This window comes from Sphingomonas sp. (assembly GCF_964263785.1).
In the GTDB taxonomy this organism is placed as follows: Bacteria; Pseudomonadota; Alphaproteobacteria; order Sphingomonadales; family Sphingomonadaceae; genus Sphingomonas.
Genome location: NZ_CAXVWL010000050.1, coordinates 50193 through 69516, shown reverse-complemented (window position 1 = coordinate 69516; position 19324 = coordinate 50193). Strand labels below are relative to the sequence as shown.

At 69.0% G+C, this 19324-nt stretch carries 14 protein-coding genes; 9 read left to right on the top strand and 5 right to left on the bottom strand.

Going from position 1 to position 19324, the window contains the following annotated elements:
- The first annotated feature begins 12 nt into the window (after positions 1-12).
- The 3 genes from ACE5C1_RS06555 to ACE5C1_RS06545 are packed head-to-tail and all read left to right on the top strand — an operon-like array spanning position 13 to position 2916.
- Positions 13-693 carry a nucleoside triphosphate hydrolase gene (locus tag ACE5C1_RS06555; RefSeq protein WP_374943254.1) on the top strand — a complete coding sequence of 227 codons (681 nt, stop codon included), beginning with the start codon at positions 13-15 and terminating at the stop codon, positions 691-693.
- A gap of 13 nt (positions 694-706) precedes the next feature.
- Positions 707-2032: a lipopolysaccharide biosynthesis protein gene (locus ACE5C1_RS06550; protein ID WP_374943253.1), complete on the top strand. Its 1326-nt coding sequence runs from the start codon at positions 707-709 to the stop codon at positions 2030-2032.
- Positions 2014-2916 carry a hypothetical protein gene (locus ACE5C1_RS06545; protein WP_374943252.1) on the top strand — a complete coding sequence of 301 codons (903 nt, stop codon included), beginning with the start codon at positions 2014-2016 and terminating at the stop codon, positions 2914-2916. Before ACE5C1_RS06550 ends, ACE5C1_RS06545 begins: the two co-directional genes overlap by 19 nt.
- Here ACE5C1_RS06545 and ACE5C1_RS06540 read toward each other — a convergent pair.
- Positions 2877-4223 (bottom strand): glycosyltransferase family 39 protein, encoded by a 1347-nt coding sequence (locus tag ACE5C1_RS06540; RefSeq protein WP_374943251.1) that lies wholly within the window; start codon positions 4221-4223, stop codon positions 2877-2879. The genes ACE5C1_RS06545 and ACE5C1_RS06540 overlap by 40 nt on opposite strands.
- 252 nt (positions 4224-4475) lie before the next feature.
- Between ACE5C1_RS06540 and ACE5C1_RS06535 the strand changes: the two genes are divergently transcribed.
- The 3 genes from ACE5C1_RS06535 to ACE5C1_RS06525 are packed head-to-tail and all read left to right on the top strand — an operon-like array spanning position 4476 to position 7166.
- Positions 4476-5498 (top strand): diacylglycerol kinase family protein, encoded by a 1023-nt coding sequence (locus tag ACE5C1_RS06535; protein WP_374943250.1) that lies wholly within the window; start codon positions 4476-4478, stop codon positions 5496-5498.
- 7 nt (positions 5499-5505) lie between these two features.
- Entirely contained in the window at positions 5506-6420 is a 915-nt protein-coding gene (locus tag ACE5C1_RS06530) for a hypothetical protein (protein WP_374943249.1), read from the top strand.
- Complete coding sequence (locus ACE5C1_RS06525) at positions 6417-7166, top strand: NTP transferase domain-containing protein (protein ID WP_374943248.1); 750 nt, start codon at positions 6417-6419, stop codon at positions 7164-7166. The genes ACE5C1_RS06530 and ACE5C1_RS06525 overlap by 4 nt, the downstream gene beginning before the upstream one ends.
- A gap of 3 nt (positions 7167-7169) precedes the next feature.
- Here ACE5C1_RS06525 and ACE5C1_RS06520 read toward each other — a convergent pair whose 3' ends face one another.
- The 4 genes from ACE5C1_RS06520 to ACE5C1_RS06505 form a co-directional block, all read right to left on the bottom strand.
- Positions 7170-9923 (bottom strand): patatin-like phospholipase family protein, encoded by a 2754-nt coding sequence (locus tag ACE5C1_RS06520; protein ID WP_374943247.1) that lies wholly within the window; start codon positions 9921-9923, stop codon positions 7170-7172.
- Positions 9920-11761 carry a GMC family oxidoreductase gene (locus tag ACE5C1_RS06515; RefSeq protein WP_374943246.1) on the bottom strand — a complete coding sequence of 614 codons (1842 nt, stop codon included), beginning with the start codon at positions 11759-11761 and terminating at the stop codon, positions 9920-9922. The genes ACE5C1_RS06520 and ACE5C1_RS06515 overlap by 4 nt, the downstream gene beginning before the upstream one ends.
- Before the next feature lie 10 nt (positions 11762-11771).
- The gene (locus ACE5C1_RS06510; protein WP_374943245.1) at positions 11772-14273 is read right to left on the bottom strand and encodes a hypothetical protein; all 2502 of its coding nucleotides are present in this window, start codon (positions 14271-14273) and stop codon (positions 11772-11774) included.
- A gap of 111 nt (positions 14274-14384) precedes the next feature.
- Positions 14385-16256 (bottom strand): di-heme-cytochrome C peroxidase, encoded by a 1872-nt coding sequence (locus ACE5C1_RS06505; RefSeq protein WP_374943244.1) that lies wholly within the window; start codon positions 16254-16256, stop codon positions 14385-14387.
- Between the two features lie 354 nt (positions 16257-16610).
- Between ACE5C1_RS06505 and ACE5C1_RS06500 the strand changes: the two genes are divergently transcribed.
- From ACE5C1_RS06500 to ACE5C1_RS06490, 3 genes are all read left to right on the top strand, one after another.
- Positions 16611-17792, top strand: a complete 1182-nt coding sequence (locus ACE5C1_RS06500; protein WP_374943243.1) for a patatin-like phospholipase family protein — start codon at positions 16611-16613, stop codon at positions 17790-17792.
- Between the two features lie 106 nt (positions 17793-17898).
- Complete coding sequence (locus tag ACE5C1_RS06495) at positions 17899-18039, top strand: hypothetical protein (protein ID WP_374943242.1); 141 nt, start codon at positions 17899-17901, stop codon at positions 18037-18039.
- 183 nt (positions 18040-18222) lie between these two features.
- Complete coding sequence (locus ACE5C1_RS06490; RefSeq protein WP_374943241.1) at positions 18223-19311, top strand: alpha/beta hydrolase; 1089 nt, start codon at positions 18223-18225, stop codon at positions 19309-19311.
- The last annotated feature ends 13 nt before the right edge of the window (positions 19312-19324 follow it).

The window sequence follows — 19324 nt, the reverse complement described above, 5'->3', positions numbered from 1 at the left end:
ACGGACCCACGCATGACCGAACCGTTCCGGGCGCCGCTGATCGCCATCATAGGCTCCGACGGCTCGGGCAAGTCGACGGTCGGGGAAGCGCTGCTGGCGTGGATGCAGGACCGCCGCCCGACCGTGCTCCACCATCTCGGCAAGCAGACCGGCGGCATCGGCCGCGCGATCGCGCGCTGGCCGCTGGTCGGTCGCCGCCTCGATAGCGGCATCGCCCGGCGCGCCGACATCGCCGGTGCCGTGCGCCGTCCGGGGATCGTCCCGGTGCTGATCATCTACATGTTCTCGATGCGCCGCCTGCGCCGCTTCCGGCACATGCTGGCCGACAGGGGGCGAGGGCTGGCGGTGCTTGCCGACCGGTTCCCGCAGCTTGGCGTGCCGGGGCCGATGGATGGCCTGGGGCTCGCGCCCGTCGCCGATGCCGGGGGGCTGCGGGGGCGCCTGGCGCGGTGCGAGCGCGCGCATTATGCCTGGATGGCGACGCATCGCCCCGACCTGGTGATCCGCCTCAACGTCGATCTGGCGACCGCGCTCGCGCGCAAGCCCGATCATCGTCCCTCCACGCTGGCGCGCAAGATCCACGACGTGCCGCTGCTGACCTTTGCGGGCGCGCCGATCCTCGATCTCGACGCGACCCGGCCGCTCGACCAGGTGATCGCGCAGGCCAAGCGCGCGATCGAGCCGCTGTTGTGAAGGCTCCGCTTTCGTGAAGGCGTGGTTCGCCGATGGCGTGTTCCGCACGGTGCTGCGCAACGCCGGCTATCTCGTCTCGGGCAAGCTCGCGGGCGCGATATTCAGCCTTGTTGCGTTCGCCTGCGCGGGCCGCGCGCTGACGCCTGCGGTGTTCGGCGTACTGATGGTCGTCAACAGCTATGCGCAGACCGCGGGCGGGCTTGCCAAATTCCAGACCTGGCAGTTCATCGTCCGCGAGGCCACGCCTGCGCTCCACCATGGTGACGGCGCCCGCGCCAACGATGTCATCCGCTTCGCCTTCGGGCTCGACATCGCCAGCGGCCTGATCGGCATGATCGGGGCGATGGCGGTGCTGCCCTGGCTTGCCGGCCGCGTCGGCATCGACGGTGCCACGCTGCCGCTGGCGCTGATCTACTGCACATTGGTACCGACGATGTCGTCCGCCACCGCGACCGGCACGCTGCGCGTGCTCGACCGGTTCGATCTCATCGCCGGACAGCAGGTCGTGACACCGGTCATCCGTGCGGGCGGAGCCTTGCTGTCGTACCTGGCCGATCTCGGCTTCGTGGGCTTCGCGGTGACCTGGTATGTCTCGGACCTGGTCGGCGATCTCGTGCTCTGGATCTATGCGGTGTGCGAGTTGCGGCGACGCGGCATGCTGAACGCGCTGAAGCCCGGGTTGTTCGGCACTGCGCGCAGGCTGCCGGGCGCGTGGGGGTTCGTGTGGACCACCAACGCGGCGCATTCGGTCTATGCCGCCTGGGGACCGCTCAGCAATCTGGTCGTTGCGGGCATCCTCGGTCCGGTCGCAGCGGGGCTGTACAAGATCGCCAGCACCTTGCTCGATTCCGCTGCCAAGCCCGCGGATCTGCTCCGGCGCGGCTATTATCCCGAGATCATGCGCCTCGACCCGCGCGAGCGCCGTCCCTGGCTGCTGGGGGTGCGCACCGGCCTGTTGGCAGGCGGGGCGGGGCTGGTCATCGTGCTGCTGGTGCTCGTCGGCGGCAAGCCGCTGATCGCACTCGTATTCGGCCGCAAATATCTCGAGGCTTACGACCTGCTCAAGCTTATGGCGGTGTCGCTGGTCGTGGCGATGGCCTTCTTCCCGCTTGAATCGCTCCTGTATATGGCGCACCGCCAGACCGCGGCGTTGGTGGCGCAGATGGTCGCGGTCATAGCCTATCTCGCGCTACTCGCCGGACTTACCCACACGTTCGGGCTTGAGGGCGCGGGCATTGCGTACCTTGCCGGTAGCGTGGCGGTGGCGTTGTGCATGCTCGTACCGACGCTGGGTGCTTACCGCCGCCGAGCGACCCTGCGGTGGTCCGTTCCCGCATGACGATCCTGCGCCGGGCCGAATTGGCAGCGGTCCGCTTCGCGGCCGAACGGATCGACGCGCTGGTCGCGGCGATCGACATCAACGATCGGATCGACCTGGACGCAGCCCTGCCGACGACGGTTCGCCTTCATTATCCTGCGGAGCGGTTCGTCGAGGGCTTCGCGCTGTCGCGCCAGTTGTGGCGGGAAGGGTTCGACCCGCCGGCGCTGACCGCTTTGGCGATCCGCCTCAAGGGCGGCGGGCAGCTGGACGCGGATACCGGCCGCTGGTTCAAGCAGGTCCGTGCGCGCTTCAAGCACCTGCGCTTCGCCTTCTTCCTGTACGCCGCCGGGCATCGCTCACCCGCGATGCTGTCACTGGTGACGCTGGTCATGGGCGAGTTGCAGGACGCGGTTCGGGTGAGACACGCGCGCGACGTCGCCCGCCACGCGGCCAGGCTGCAACTGCTTCTTTCCCGTCCCGCGCGCCTGCTGCTCGCGCACGAGGTCGACCGGCTGGTGCCGAGCGACGCTGCGGCCTTTCGCCGGTTTACGGTGTCGCAGATCGCATCGCTTGCGCCGTTGCTGGCCACGCCGGTCACGGGCGCGCACGCCTTCCATGCCGCGCGCAAAGTGGTGAGCCGTCAGGTCTCGTTCCACGACGACATGCGTACTTTGAACCCGTACGGCGAGCAAGCCGTCGAGCATCGCGCGATGGCGCGGTGGCTGGCGACGCTCAACGGACTGATGGGGCAGTTCCACGACGAGCTCGTCACGCAGAATGCTGCGGGCACGTTCCGCTATGCACGCGACACCTTTGCGCTGCCCGAAGATATCCGCGCCCGGCTGGAAGCGCTTGTCCCGCTCTATCTCGCAACCAGGAGTTCGAACCCGCCGTCGGCATAGACGGGGCGATAGCGTGCGCGGACGGCGGGGATCAGCCGGTTCTCGTGCCAGCCGGGGTTGTTGCTGCGCATCGCGATCAGCTCGAAGGCGTGTGAGTCGAGCGCGGTCCGGAACGCCGGAACGTCGCCCTTGAGCAGCCGTTGCTTGATCGCGAAGAAGTCGAGCGCGCTCTCCTTCCCGGCCCAATAGCACACCGCCTGATCGTCGCACGCCACCGGCCCCGATGCCGCAGCGACCCGATCGATGAAAGGCTGCCAGTGCCTGACGGCCGCCCCCCGCCCGGCAAGTTCGCGCACGTCCGCCACTACGGCGACCGGCGCCAGAACCAGCACCGGCAGCGCTGCGGTACCGAGCCAGCGCCAGGGTGCGGCCGGCCGCAACGCACACGCCGCCGGCACCGCGATCGTCAGGGCAAAGATGGATTCAAACGTCGCATTGATGTCCACCCCGTCGCCCGAGCGCTGGACGATCGCGGTAGAAATCGCGACCGCAAGCAGCAGGAGCGGCAGCAGATAGCGGGGATCGACCCGCCGCTGAGCGACCAGCGGGCGGCTTGCGAGGAAGCCGGGCAGCAAGGCGAGCAGCAAAGGTGCACCCTGCGCCGCCATTCGTGCCAGCGAATAGCTGCGCGCGGGCGCGAGCACGTCGAGAAAGACGTTCGGTCCCCAGATCGCGAACAATCCCGCGCACGCCGCCGCCGCGAACGCCGCTCCCGCCGCGACCCAGACGGCCAATGCGCGCCGGTCGGCAAACCAGAGCCACAGAGTCGCGGCGAGCGGGATCGCGACAAGGTTGTGCTTCACCAGGCCGCCGGCGACAACCAGCGCCGCCGCGGCGACGACCGCCCCCGCTGACGCGCGTTCGCCGCTGTGTCGCGGCACGAGCAGGACGAGCGCCCACGCCATCATCGCCTGCCCGAGCCACTGCGGATCGTTCATCGCCAGGTAGCTGCGGAGCAGCGTCACCGCGAACCCCGCGAACAGCAGCGCTCCTGCCGCCGCCCAAATGCGAGCCCCCGTCAGCCGCGCGACGATCGCGTAGACCGCGCCGCCGGTCGCCATCTCGGCGAGAAGTGACACGATCCGTCCGGCGACGATGTGGTCGCCGACGACGTGTCCGACCGCGCCGACGACGAAAAAAGACAAGGGTGGATAATTATTGGCGACCAGTGCGTCGGGCGCGGGGTAAAGCAGCGCTGAGCCGAACGCGCGCACCGCGTGGCCGGCGTTCCAGCCCTCGTTGACGTTGAGCGGCGCATGCGCGGGCAGCCACCACAGCCGCCCCAGCGCAAGCAGGATCACAAGCACGCCGGCTACGATCCAAAGCGAGCGGCGTTCCGCAAGCGGGGGTGTGGCCGGAGGCGAAGCGGGAGCGTACATCGTATACCGCTCTGTTTGAATCGAACCGCCGGCGCAAGCGGCGAGCAAATTGTCACCGATAGGGCATGAAACCGCCGCAATAGCGGTGTCATAGGGAACGGAATGCAACTAGGCCGGTGTAGTTGACGTTTGCTACAGGGTCATTACTCAAAACATGACGTTTCGAGGTACCTATCGTTCATGACGCCTGACCTGTCCCTACGTCTGGAGGGTATCGCCGGCGCCGCACTGCGGCGATCCGAGGCGACGGCGACGGCCTACGCCCGCCCGTCGGGCCTCTTTCGCCTCGACACGGCGCCGCTCAGGATCGGCATCATCCGCAATGCCAAAGCGCGGCTGAACATCGCGCGACGTGGTATCGACATCGGCTTGGCCGCCAATTGCGCGATGCCGCGTTCCCACGACGAGCTCCACGACGCGCTGGCCATGTTCGCGCGCACTGGTGTCAACGCGCTGGTGATCGACGGTGGCGACGGAACCGTGCGCGACGTGCTGACGGCCGCCGCCTTTCATTACCGCGGCATCTTTCCGACGGTGGCGGTGCTGCCGTCGGGTAAGACCAACGCGTTGGCGACCGATCTCGGCCTGCCGCAGGGATGGACCGAGCAGGCTGCGGTCGATGCGTTGCGCGCCGGTCGTACCCAGGAGCGCGGCCCGCTGGAGATCTGGCGTCCGGGTATGGCGATCGCCGAGCATCGCGGATTCATCTTCGGCGCAGGCGCTTTCGTCCGCGCGACCGCGCTGGCGCAGGATACCCATCGCCTCGGCGCGTTCAACGGGCTCGCCGTCGGACTGTCGGTCGCGGGCGCGGTGGCGCAGACGCTGTTCGGGCGATCGGACAACGTCTGGCGCCGCGGCACGCCGATGCGGATCGCACCGGCCGGCGCCCCGGCCACCGAGGGCGCCAAATACCTGTTTTTCGGCTCGACGCTGACCCGCCTGCCGCTCGACCTGCGGCCATTCGGGGAGCCTCGCTCCGGCTTGAAGACGTTGTGCATCGATGCGCCACCCGCGGGGCTCGCGCTGGCCTTGCCGGCGGTGCTCGCGGGCTACGATCTTCCCGCCGGCGGCGGCTATCGCCGCGACGACAGCGAGTCGATGGCACTGACCGTCGGCAGCGACATCATCCTCGACGGCGAGACCTTTCCGGGCGGCGAGATGACGCTGCGCCACGGCGCGCCGATCCGGTTCGCAGTGCCGTGACGGGGCCGTGACCGATCGGCTGACCGGGTTCCTCGAACGGGAACTCGCGGTCGCCATCCCTGCCGAGATCGAGACCGCTGCAGCAACGCTCGCGCGCGACCTGGGCGGCGTCGCCGTCCTGTTCTACGGATCGGTCCTCCGCACCGGTGACCTCGACGGCGTCCTCGATTTCTATGTCCTTACCGCAGGGCCTAAGGGCTCGCCGTTGCGGCGGGCGGGACTGCGCTGGCTGTGGCCCGACGTCAGCTTCCACGAGATCGCGGTGGGCAAGCACGTCCTGCGCGCCAAGGTCGCGACCATGCCGATCGACACCTTCGCCCGCGCCGCGCGGGGCGATCTGGTCGACACGACCATCTGGACGCGCTTCGTCCAGCCCGCCGCGCTGGTGTGGCAGACGGGGCAGGGCACCGGCCAGCAGGTCCTGGCGGCGGTCGCCGCTGCGGCGATCACGGCGGCACGCTTTGCGGCCGGGCTGGGACCGGCGGAGGGCACACCCGGCGACTATTGGGCCGCGCTGTTCCGGCAGACCTACAAGGCCGAACTGCGCGTCGAGCCGCCTGGGCGCGAGCGCGAGATCCTGCGCGGCGATCCGGCACGATACGACGTCCTGCTGCCGTTGGCCTGGGAAGCAGGCGGCATCGCCTTTGCGGCGCGCGGCACCGCCATCGCGCCGCAACTCGCTCCGACCCAGCGCGATACCATCCTCAAGACATGGCGAACCCGCGCCCGGCTCGGCCGGCCGCTGAATGTCGCCCGCCTGGCGAAGGCAGCCTTCACCTTCGAGGGCGCGGCCCGCTATGGCTTGTGGAAGATCGCGCGCCACACCGGTATACATCTGCCCCTCACGCCCTGGCGCGAGCGCCACCCGATCCTCGCCGCGCCCGGGGTCCTCTGGCGCGTGCTGCGGGCAAGGCCACGGTGACCTTCAACGCGCTGGTGCTGGCCGGGTCGCGTGGCGGCGTCGATCCGCTCGCCGACTATGCGGGCGTGGCCGACAAGGCGATGATCGAGATCGCCGGCCGCACGATGCTGGCCCGCGTCGTCGATGCACTGCGCAGGGCAGGGGCCGCGCGCATCCTGGTCGCCTGGTCCTCGCCGACGGTCCGCGACCATGCGCTGTCGCTGGACGTCGAAGTGATCGCCGCGGCGGGCGGTCCCAGCGCCAGCGCTGCGCTCGGCCTCGAACGGCTGGGCGCTCCCCTGCTGGTGACGACCGCCGACCATGCACTGCTCGAACCCGAGTGGATCGCGGCCTTCCTCGGTGCCGTGCCGCCGCAGGCCGACGTCGCGGTGCTGCTGGCCCGGCGCGACGTGGTGGAGGCGGCGGTGCCGGAGACGCGGCGGACCTATCTGCGCTTCTCCGACGGCGGCTGGTCGGGCTGCAACCTGTTCTGGCTCGCGACCCCGCGCGCTGTCGGGGCCATAGCGCTGTGGCGCCAGGTCGAAGACGATCGCAAGCGGCCTTGGCGAATCGTCCGGCGCCTGGGGCCGCTGCTGCTGTTCCGCTACCTGGCCGGCCGCCTGTCGCTCGCCTCGGCGCTCGCGCACATCGGCGCGCTCGCGGGCGTGCGCGCCGCGATGGTGCCCAGCGCGTTCGGGCTGGCCGCGGTCGACGTCGACAAGCCCGCCGACCTCGACCTGGTCCGCCGCCTCGTCGCACGCCGCTAGGCGTCAGGCCAGCAGCCTGGGGCAGGTCTCCAGCAGCCGCGTCATCGCGAACTCGCCCAACCGCCGGTACGATTCCCACTGCGCCTCGTCGAAGAACTGGTCGCCGGTGGGTTGCTGCGGAAACGCCTTCATCGCCGTCGCGTACCCCGATACGTCGGTGGGCAGGCCGGGGAGCAGCTTGGGCTTCAGCCAGATCATGTGCAGCGTCTCCCCCGCGATCGCGACCCGCAGCACGAGGACATAGGCCTGGTCCTTGGCGCGCCGCATCCGCTTGCGCCAGTTCGGATGCAGATCGGGATCGACGAAGATCGACGGGTCGGTGGCGTCCAGCGCGCTCAGCACTGCGCTCAGTTCCGCGCCGCCGAGGATCGTCGTCTCCGCGCCGAGATCGATCCGCACCTGCCGGACCAGCGATTCCAGGTCGGCGAAGGCATATTCGGGATCGGCGCCGTTGTCGGTGACGAGGATGAGCGGCACGTGACGCCGGATGAGGATATAAGCGCCGCTGTTCTCGTAATGCCCCCCGTCGGTCAGGTATTTGCGCGCATAGCCGCGCGAATAGCGGCACGTCATCTCGTTCAGCAGATAGACGAACGTGCCGAAATGCCGCGCGATCCAGCCGTTCGCCCCGCCTACCGGCGGCACCGCCGGGCAGAGTTTGGGCGCATACCACCAATAGCCCAGCCGCACGTTGGCGAAAGTGAAGGCGAGCGCGAAGCCAAGGCTGGTCATCCGCCCCATCGCCGACGACGCCGCCGCGCCCGATATGGCGCACCATTGCCCCAGGCTGATGATCTCGGCCCCCGCCTTGCTCCTGAGATCGTGCCACCCGACGAACAGGTCGCGGCCGACCCGTACCCCGCCGGGCTCGACCGACAAGATGTCGCCCTTGCGATCGCGGGTGACGATCTGCGAGGTCGGATCGATCGTCTCGTTCAGCGTCACGTTGATGACGTGGATCGGCGCGGGCAGGTCGGTCTCGCCATAGACGCGCGGCTGGATATAATCCTGCGGGTTGTTCTCGGTAACGGGGGCGAGGTCCTTGCGGTCCCACTGCGAATCCGCTGCAGCATCGCGCGCGTGCGGCTTGCCGTCCGCGAGGTCCTTCAGTTCCTGATCGCGACGGGCGGCGCGCTCCAGCCGGTCGAGGTTGCTGGCACCCAGATACGCCCGCGTCAGCCGCGATGCGTACAGCGCATGGAGCGACGACAGGTTGATGAAACCGGTCGATTGCCCGAGCAGCACGCTTAGCAACCATGCGATCCCCGCAAGCAGTGCCGCGCGCCACCACAGCGGATCGCCGACCCACGCGGTCCTGCTCCACATCACGTGATGCACCAGCGCCAATGCACCCACGGCCACGGCGGCGTACAGCACCGCGCCGATCACGAAGGCGACCGCGGTGGCGAAGCGCCGCAGCAGCCCGCCGATCCCGCCCCCCGGCTTGGTCGCGCCGCGTCCGCCGCCGAACCAATCGGGCAGCTTCTTGATGATGAAGGCGAGCACCGGCAGCGCGACCGCGGACCCGAGCGTCAGGTCGTGCCCGAGCTCGCGCAAGAATCCGTCCAGCCGGGCGCCCAGCGTATCTACCATCGCGACCGCCACGATGCCGAGGAAGAGCATATTGGCGCTCGCCAGCCACTTGGTCAGCCGCAGCCGCAGCTCGGTGGTGAGCAGCGCGCCGCGACCTCGCAGCGCCGAACCGGCGGCGAGCGCCACCAGCGCCCCGATGAGGGTCACCGCGGTTCCCCCGGCGATCACGGTCAGCAGCCACGGCCCGAGCTGTGCCACCGCCGAACATTCGTCGCGCGGCTGCAGCAGGATCAGCGCGCCGGCCACCACCACCGCCGACAGTCCGGCCAGTACGATCCAGGTCACGACCCGGCGCAGATGGTCGCGCTGCGTTGCCGCCACCGCCTCGTTGGTCGACATCGCTTGCGTCGACCAATAGGCGACCATCAGCGTGCCCACCGCGGCGACCGGCACCGGCGCCAGCCAGAACAGCGGGCTGACCGGCGTTGCCGAGGACTGGAACGGCCACCGCAGCGCGCACGCCGCTTGCGCCGGCGGCCCGGGCGGGAACCAGTGCGCGAGCGCGGCGAGCGCACCCGCCTCGGCGGCGACCAGCGCCACCCCGAGCGCGACGCAGGCGAGCGCGACCAGGTAGATCATGGCCAGCCAGTTGCGCGCGATATAGGCCAGCGCGAAGCCATAGTCGGACGCGCCGGTCGGGGCGAGATAGCGGCTGTGCTCGCGCAGCCACCAGACCGGGTTGCGCAGCAGCACCGGCGCATCCGCGCCCGTCGTGGTCCACGCCAGGTTGCGCTGCTCGGATCCGGAGGCGAGCGCGGTGCGCGCAAAGGCGTGCTGGTTGGCGATCTGTGCGGGCAGGTCGTCGTCGTCGGCACGCTCGGCGATGCCGCGCAGCGATCCGGGGACGAACAGGCTGCGCAGGAAACACCCGACATAGCCGCCCCCCGACACGGTCGACAGCACATCGATGTTCGCCAGGGCATCGCGCGGGGACCGGGCGAGCGCCTGGATCAGCCCCAGCGAGAAGGTCGCGCTGCGGATGCCGCCGCCCGACAACGCCAGGCCGATCGGCGGCGGTCCTTCGGCTTTCGACCACGCACCGTCCGGCGTGCGCGCGTCCCGTCCCCACCACAGCCGCACCGCGCGCCGCCGTGCGATCAGGGCGTCCACCCCGGCATCGCCGGTCGAGGCGAGCGGCGGCGCGGCTTCGGTGGCGTCGCTCATGCCGCTGCCCGCCGCTCGGCCGCGGCGTCCTCCAGGATCATGTCGGCGGCGCGCTCGGCGGCCATGTAGACCGCACTGACGATGAAATAGCCCGGGATGCGCGGAAAGATCGACGCGTCGACCACCCGGAGCCCGCGAACGCCGTGGACGCGCAACCGGCTGTCGAGCACGCCGCCTTCGCCAGCGCCGCCGATCGGGCAGGTGCACGACGCGTGATGGCCCCACGCATTGTCGCGGACCCAATCGTCCAGCGCCTTGCCGGTTACGCCGTTGCCGGGCGCCAATTCGCCCTCGATCATCCCCTTTCGCTTCAGCGGCGCCGTGGCATCGCGCACGAACTCGATGCCCTTGGCGACCGCGCGGAGGTCGCGTCCGGCGTGGTCGGACCCTTCCTCGAAATAATGGAACTGGATCGCCGGCGGATCGCGCGGGTCGGCGCTGCGCAGGGTGACATGGCCTCCGCGATTGTCGGTGCGCGCCTTCAGGATCGCCCAGCTGACGACGTTGGGCGATTTGACCAGATCCTTCGAATAGCCGGGGTAATAGCCCTTGAAGCTGCCGAGCAGCGCGAAGATGAACAGGTCGGCCTCGGCAAGCGCAGGGTCCGACTTGCGCTTGAACGCCAGCGCGGCGCCGTTCGAGATGTAGATGCCCTCCCGCTCGCCCGCCCACATCGCCCCGACCGGGTCGTCCGCCTCGTAATGCGCGTCCTTGAGCGAATCCCAGTTGCGCGCCAGCTTCGACTGGACGCACACCTCGTAGCGGTCCTGCATGTTGGTGCCGACCCCGGCCAGGTCGACGCGGACGTCGATCGCGTGCCGCTCCAGCTCCGCGCGTGGGCCGACGCCGGAGAGCATCAGCAGTTGCGGGGTGTTGAACGCACCCCCCGCCAGGATTACCTCGCGCCGCGCCCGCAGCGTGCGGCGTTCGCCGGTCCATTCGCTCGGGTTCGGATCGGCGCGGTACAGGTGGCGTCCTTTGAGGAACTCGACCCCGACCGCGGTGTCGCCCTCGAACAGCACCCGGCTGACGAGCGCATCCAGCTCGATGCGCAGCCGGTGCGTGCCGGCGACCGCCAGCACCCGCTCGCGCGTGCCCCGGCGCGCGTGCCGGTCGTTGGCGAGCGGCGCGTAGCACAGCCCCTCCGCGCCGTTGCTGCGATCGTCGTTGGGATCGAGCGCGCCGTAGACCAGCCGCTCGATCGACGCGCGGAAATTGGTGATCCGCCTGGTCGCGGCAATGCCTGCGGTTTCCAGCAGGCGGCGGAGTTTCTTGTCCCTGAGCGCCTGCTTGGGGGTGCCCGTCTCGATCGGCAGCCACCCGTCCCAGCCGTGCCCGGTCGACTTGATCCCGAGCTTGCCGAGCCAGCGCCACACCGGACGATGCCGGCACGCCTCGACCCGCTGCTGATAGCGCGCCATGTTCGCGGCGCCCCAGCCGTGGTCGCCGGTCGCCTTGGCTAGCCCGTCCCAGTCGCACGGCTGCGCGGTGAGAAAGATCATCGCATTGTGCGCGGTGCACCCGCCGAGCGTCCCCGCGCGCGGATAGAGAACGCCCTTGTGGGGGGTGCGCTTGGGATCGCGCACCGCCTGGTTCACGTCGGCATAATGTTCGACGAAGAAATCCCAAGCCATCGCCGGGTTTTCGGAGGCAAAGGCGTGGAAGGCGGGAATGTCGTAGTCGCCGGGAAACCGCGCCGCGCCGCCTTCGGTCCGCGGATCGCTCCCCGCCTCGACCAGGATGACGTCCATACCCTCCTCGGCGAGCCGCGCCGCGACGGTGCCGCCGCCCGCGCCGGACCCGACGACGATATAGTCGCAATCGTAGCCGTCGTTCATCGCCCGCTCCTCACAGTGTCGTCAGGAAGGCGATCAGCGCCTGCTTGTCGGCATCGCTCAGCGGCGCCTCGGTTCCCCAGGCGCGCTCGTCCGCGGTCAGCCCCTGGTTGAACTGCGCGGTGCCGAAATAATGGCCCCGGTTGACGACGAAGTCGGGGCATTTGCTCAGGCGCATCAGCGGCGTGCGCAGCGGCGCGAACGCCTGGCGCAGTTCGGGGTCGGTCATCGACTTGCCCTTGATCTGCAGCAGCGTCTTCTTGAGCTGGACCAGCGCGGTCAGCACGTCGTGGTAATGCGCGCGGATGTCGCCCACCCGGTTGCTCTCGGCCAGCGGCTGGAGGCTGGCGAGCAGGTTGATCGGCATTCCCTGCGGGATCGGTCCCAGCCGGATGTTGCCCTGGTCGTCGATCAACTGGCGCAGCAGCCCGCGGTCGCTGTCGGTCAGCCCCTCGCCGATGCCGTTGAGGAAGCTGCGCGGCACGAACAGATACGTGCGCTGCGTCGTCCGATCGATCAGCCCGCCCGCGCGCGTGCCGAGTTCGCTGTCGACCTGCCGCCGCTCGGGCCACAGCATCTGCCCGATCGACGCCTTGTACGATCCCATCCGCCCCGCCACCGACGCACTCTGGTCGAGCGGCCCGACGGTGTTGTTGAGCAGGAACGGCGCGGTCGACCACAGCGAGATCAGGCTCGGCACCCGCGTATAGCCGCGCCCGCCTGCGGGCATCCGGTACGCGGTCGGATGGCCGTCGAACGGATCGGCGAAGTGGACCGTGCCCACGGAGGGCAGGGCCTTGTACGATGCGCTCGAGAAATTGTCCCAGATGTTGCCCGCGATCGCATTGGTCGCCAGCGGGCTGCACAGGTTGGTGCGCAGCAGGGTGACGGGGATGCGCCGGTCGGTGGACAGGTAATTGTCCGCCAGGAAATCGGGCCTGCGGACGATCGCGGTCATCTTCGTCTTGAAGTCGTTCGTCTGAGTCCAGCTCCACCAGCGGCGGAACGTCGCGAGATAGTTCGGACCCTGCTCGACCGCGGCGCCCTGCGGCATGCCGCCTGGCTGCTTGCTCGAATGGCACCGGGCGCAGGTCGCCGCGAACACGTCCGCCCCGCGCGCCACCTGCTGCGGCGGTGCGCTCATCATCGCCGCGCCGCCCGGCGCGTCGGCGAGCCGGTGGGGCCGCGCCGCCTTGAGGAAGAACAAGGCGATGTTGGGCGTGCCCCGCTCGGTCGCGCGCCAATAGGCGGAGTTCTTCACCCCGTCCGCGATCGCGATCGGCGACACCCGCTTGCCCCCCATCACCGGATTGAAGTGCCGCAGCCATTCCTCGCTGAACAGCCCGATGTTCAGGTGGACTCGGTTGAGCGCCCCCAGCGCGCCGACCGAATCCGCGCCGTCCTTGAGGACGTGCGGGGTCCACACCGTCGCCGGTGCCTTGTAGAATTCGGTCAGCGGCCCCTTGTCGACGAAGTCGTTGAACTGCTTGTTGTTCAGCCCGCCCCCGGCCAGCGTCTCCTTGCCCCCCCATTTGGCCGCGCGCAGCCGTGCGCCGAGCTCGTACACCGCATTTTGCGTCCGCGGATTGTTGATGTTGTCGGTCGACACCAGCGACGTGTCGATCGCGCCGGGCCGAAAGGTGTGGACCCATTGATAGACGAAATTCTGCTCGTTGGGCTTCCAGAAGAACAGCCGGTCCGACCACAGATATTGCGCGCCGACCGTGGAGCTGAGGTTCGCCCACTTCGGGTTCTCGGGATCGGCGGGCGGATTGGTCGGGCTCGGGCCGATATGGCAGAAGCCGCAGCTCATGCCGACGCGGTACGGGCGCACCAGATGCGGGTCGGTGTAGTAATCGGGATCGGTGTAATAGCGCTTGGCGTCCCACCGTTTCTCCGCCGTCGCATCGAAGGCGGGGTTGGGAAACAGCCGCAAGCCCAAGACGCCGCTCGGATAGCCGTAATAGGAGCCGACCGGCAGCGACTTGCCGTCGGCATAGGTGGTGCCGCGCGCGCCGATCTTGACGCCGGGATATTTGCGCTCGTCGGCGAACGGATCGGCCGGGCAGGCGGGGTCGCGCACGTCGAACAGCAGCCCGAAGCGGTTGGCATCCGGCGTGTTGGCCGCCGAAAAGCACGGCTCGTTGACCGCGCCGAGCCATTGCCAGCGGGTCGCACGGCGCAGCGGGCTGTCGGGCGGCGGCGCGACGATCTTGAGCAGGTCGAACGAACCCAGTGTCGGCGTGCCCATCCGGTCCCAGAAGCGATCGTTGCCCCCCGTCCAGACGTTCCACATGTTGCGGCCCTTGATCTCGTCGGGCGAGAGCGCGACCGCGCCGTCCATGTCGTGGAAATAATCCTCGCCCGCATGGACGAAGCGGTCGTCGCCGACCCCGGCCTGCACCGCCTCGTCCTGCACCGGTTTTGCGCCGGTCCCGTGCCGGCACGCCGCCACCGTCAGCGCGAGCGCCGAAGTCGCCAGCAGCGCGAAGCCTGCAGATGTCCGTATCGCCATCGTCCACCCCTTCCTGAATTCTGGTCGGTCGGCGCGGTCGCCGCTACTCAGGCTTCCGCGCAGTTCGCCTCCATCACTAAGCGCCCACAGATCGGCCGTGTTTCCGGCCGTTCACAACGTCTTCAGATACTCGACCAGCGCCGCGCGCTCAGAGGGCGACAGCGTCCGACCGATCGTGCCCTTGCGCGGCGCCTGGCCGGGCAGGGGAGTCTCGAACAGATGCCCGCCATTGCCGTTGCCGCGGACGGTCGCGCCCTTCGCATCCACCGTGCGCAGCAGGAAGCCGCCGTTCAGCGGCGCCGTGACATAGCCCACCTTGACCGGATCGAACCCGCGATTGCCCAGCCAGAACGCCTTGGGCCGCTCCGCAAAGGGGGACAGTAGGTCGTACAGCGTCGGCACCGCGCCGTTGTGCAGGTACGGCGCGGTCGCCCAGATGCCGTCGAGCGGCCGCGCCTTGTACGCCGCGCGCGTACCATCGGGGCCGGGCAGCCCGTCGCGAATGCCGTTGGCGCGGTGGCCGTTCATCGCGTCGCGATCGGCCGGCGCGACCTTGTGATCGTCGTACCAGCGATACACGACCTTCTCGACGATCTGCCCCAGCGCCGGGCCGAAGGCGTACACGCCGTTGGTGCCCTCCACCCGCTTGGCGCCGGTGAAGCCGAACGCCAGCGGCGCGCGCACGTCGCGGGTCTTCATGTCGACCGCCTGCGCCGGATCGGTGCCGATCGCCTCCGCGGTAACGACGACCGGGCGCAGGTATCGCTGCCCCGCCGCATTGGCCGGGAGCCAGGCCGGGCTCTTCCAGAACGCATCGCTGCCGACCGCGGGCAGGTGGCACCCCGAGCAATGCTGCGTATACAGCGCCGCGCCTTGCACCGCGAGGGTGCGGTCGATGCGCGGCAGGATGCCCTCGGGCCACACCGGGGCACGCAGGCCCGTGAAACGCCGCGACTCGGTCGGCTGCGTGGTTCCGGCGAGCATCGTCTCGATCGCATGGAGCCGGTCGATCGGGATCGTCGAGGTGAACCGCGGCGCCGCGCGCCCGTCGTAATTCACCAGCGCGCGCACCCCCATCGCCTCGCCCGCGTTGCGCACCATCGGCTGTTCGATCGAGCTGTTGTACTGCACCCAGTCGAACCAGGCGGTGTCCCAGATGTGCGGATAGGCGACCGGTGCGCTCGTCGCGGCGAAGTTGCGCGGATCGCCCAGTTGCGATCCGAACACCTCGTTGCCGATGCGGTTGAGCGCGTCGAGACGGCCGTATCCCTCCTCGACATTGCCCTGCTGATGTGGCTCGGAGAATTGCAGCAGCTTGGCCTTGATGACCAGCGTATCGAGCTGCACCTTCAACCGCGCGACCTGCACCGACGTTCGCCCCGGCCCCAGCACCCGCGCGGCGAAGCGCAGGAAGCGCGGCGGCGACAGCTTGGTCAGCCCCAGTGCAAAGCCGAGCGCACCGCGGAACTTGTTGACGTCGGTCATCGCCGGGCCGCCGTCGATCAGGATCGTCGTGCCGCCATATTCGATCCGCCCGGTGTGGCAGGCGGCGCAGGTGAAGCCCAATTGATCGAACGGCTGCCCGTTGGTCGGATCGATCGCGGACGTCCGCGCGAAGCCGATCGGCAGACCGGCGGGGTTCGCATCGCTCCTGGGGCTGGGAATGAAGCCGAAGCGGTCCAGATACGCGGGATCGCTGAACAGCCCCGGCGAGGTCAGCGACGGCACCGGCCGCTCCAACGCGACGAACCAGCTGTACGGGATCGGCAGCGTGTCGGTTCCCTGCGAAGCGTGGTGGTACCAATCGCGCGCCGCGTCGTCCCAGCCCTGGTCGAGCCACACCGAGCGCAACGGCGCGGCATAGCGGGGCACCTTCGGCGTCGCGGCGGGCGCCACGCCACCCGCAACGTCGCCAGCGAATAGCGCCGTCGCCCCGATCAGCAGCAACCCCGATGCGCGCGTAGCCCGTCCTCGAACCGTCATCGCAGCCCTCCCCGAGCGCGTAGAGCAGAAACGCGATACTATCAGCGTAGCGCTATTCGGCAATAGGTCTTGCCGACATCTTGCAAACTAAGATATGCTGCGGACGGGCAAAGACCAGTCTAGTTGCGTAATCCACGGCTTATCGGCCTCGAGACCGAGAACCTGCTTCTTCGGTAGAGCAGCTGCGTGCACAAAATTGGACAAATACGACACCACCGGGGGTCAGCCATGACGAGACTCGCGTTCCTCCTGTGCCTCCTCCTACTAGGTGGTTGCGCCCACAAGGCATCGTCGCCGACATCAGGCTGCGCCTTTACCGCTTATCCTTTGCGGGTCGACACCAGCCAAGGGCTTGTGGCGAGCAGTCGCGACTTCGAATCGGTGCTGAATGCCTCGATGTCCGCGCCCGCGCCCACCCGAGCCGGGCTGGTCGGCACCACGCGGCCGTCGGTGCTGATCCTCAGCGGCGGTAGCCAGCACGGCGCGTTCGGCGCGGGCTTCTTCGCGGGCATGCCGCAAATCCCGGAGTACAAATTGGTCACCGCGGTCAGCACCGGCGCGTTGCAAAGCACCTTCCTCTTCCTCGCCAACCAACCCGTCCCCAGCGACCGGATCTATCCCGCCTATTTTCACGACGCCGCAGGCACCCCGCACACCAACACCGGCGATCTCGCGCTTGCTTACTCGATCGAGCGCGAGGGCGATCTGCTCGACGTAGGCGGCTTCGGGCAGATCGGTGGCGTCGTGCGCGGCTCCATCGCCGATTTCGCACCGCTGCGCCGCGTGCTGCATGGGCTGCTGTCGCCCGAGACGCTGCGCGCGGTCGGCGCCACCTACCGCGCCGACCCGCACGAGGGGCGCAGGCTGCTGGTCGGGGTAACCGACGTCAACGACGGCGCGGGCTATGCGATCGACCTGACCGAGCTCGCCAACCGCCTCGTCCGCGGCGCGCAACCCTATGCGTCGGTCCGCGACTGCTACGTCGACGCGCTGATCGCCTCGTCCTCGGTGCCGCTCGCCGCATCCCCGGTGACGCTGGAGGCGCGCGCCGACGACGGCACGACGACCCGCCACCTCTACATCGACGGCGGCGCGCGTTTCGGCGTCTTCTGGAGCCAGCTCGGCGACGTGCTGGCGGGCACCATGGACCCCGAGGTCACGCTGATCGTCAACGGCGCGCTCTACGGCAAGCCGTGGCTCGACAAGGCAGGCGAGCCTCGCACCGAATGGTCGTCGCTCACCCTCGGCCTGCGCGCGGTCGATATCCTGGAGAACCAGGTCTATCGCTTTTCGGTCGAGAACGTCACCCGCATCGCCTCGGGCAACGGCACCGTGAAGATGGCTTTCATCTCCAATCAGAACCTGCCCGGCGCGGTCGAACCGCAGGATTTCGTCTTCGACGGCAAGTCGTGCCGCGACTGGACCGCGGTGGACAATCTCGCCAAGCCGACCGAATTCCACCCGCGCTACATGCGCTGCCTGCTCGAATACGGCCGCGCGCGCGGCCGGGTGCTCGCGTGGAATCGGCCGAGGTGAGTTTCAGCGTGGCGGATCGAAGGGCAAGCTGCCTGCCGACCGGCCGTCCCGTCCGCGGATCGGCGGGCAGGGGAATGCCCGGCGCGATCCGCGCACAGTGGAGCGCGTGGCTGCGATAGATCGGCGCCGATCGCCCGGCCAGATCGGGCCAGCGTGCCGGATCGGCCAGCATGTCGTCGATGACGATCACCGGCTGGCGCTCGCTGCGATGCCGTTCGACGAGGATGGCCGCACGCGGGGTGAGTAGGGTGCGGTTCATCGCGCGATCTGTTCACGACCGGTACGATGGGCACCACGCCTACCTGCCGCGGCGGCCGACTTTAGAACATGGTTTATCTGGATTAAGTTACTTCGCATGAAGGGAACTCGCGCATGCTCGCCTTGTTGGGCGCCTGTGAGTGGTGGGCAAGCTGACAGGGACCAAAATACGATGAAGAGCAAAATCTTGGGTGTTGCTGGACTGATGCTGAGCGTGTCCACCGCCGCGCTGGCGCAATCGCCGCCGTCGGTCAACGCGCCGCCACCACCGCCGCCGCCGCCGATGGCGAGTGTCCCCGCACAGCCCGCCCCCGACATGCAGGCGGTGCTCGACGCGCAGATGTCGCTCGGTGTCAAGCCGATCGAGACGCTGACCCCGGTCAAGGCACGCCTGCAACCCTCCGCCGCCGACGGCGCGAAGGCGGTGATGCGCAGGCAGGGGACATCGGTCGCCCCCGATCCCGCCGTCGCCACGCAGGATATCGCCTATGGCAGCGACGCGATGCAATACGCCCGCGTGTACAAGCCGCTGGCCGCGACCGGTGCAGGACCGTTGCCGGTGATCGTTTATTACCACGGCGGCGGCTGGGTGATCGCCGACGTCAACACGTACGACTCGACGCCGCGCTTCCTGTCGAAACAGCTCAACGCGATCGTGGTGTCGGTCGAATACCGCCACGCACCCGAGGCGAAGTTTCCCGCACAGCACGACGACGCTGCGATGGCCTATCGCTGGGTGCTCCAGAACGCGGCGGCCTGGGGCGGCGATCCCGCAAAGATCGCGCTGGCGGGTGAGAGCGCGGGCGGCAACCTTGCGGTCGCGACCGCGATCTACGCCCGCGACAACCGCCTGACCGCGCCGGTCCACGTCCTCTCGGTCTACCCGATCGCGAACAGCGACAAGATGCTGCCTTCGCGGATGGATTCGGCCAATGCCCGGCCGCTGAACGCCGCGATGCTCGACTGGTTCGGCTATTATTATTCGCGCACCAAGGCCGATCAGATGGACCCGCGGATCAACTTGGTGAAGGCGAACCTGCGCGGGCTGCCGCCGACGACGATCGTCAATGCGCAGATCGATCCGCTGCGTTCGGACGGCGAGACGCTGGAGGCCGCGATGCGCGGCGCGGGCGACCGCGTCGAGCGCCGGACCTTTCCCGGCGTAACCCATGAATTCTTCGGCATGGGGAAGGTCGTTCGCGGCGCGTACGATGCCGAGAACTACGCCGTGACCCGGCTCAAGACCGCCTTCGGCATGTAACCGGCGTGCAATT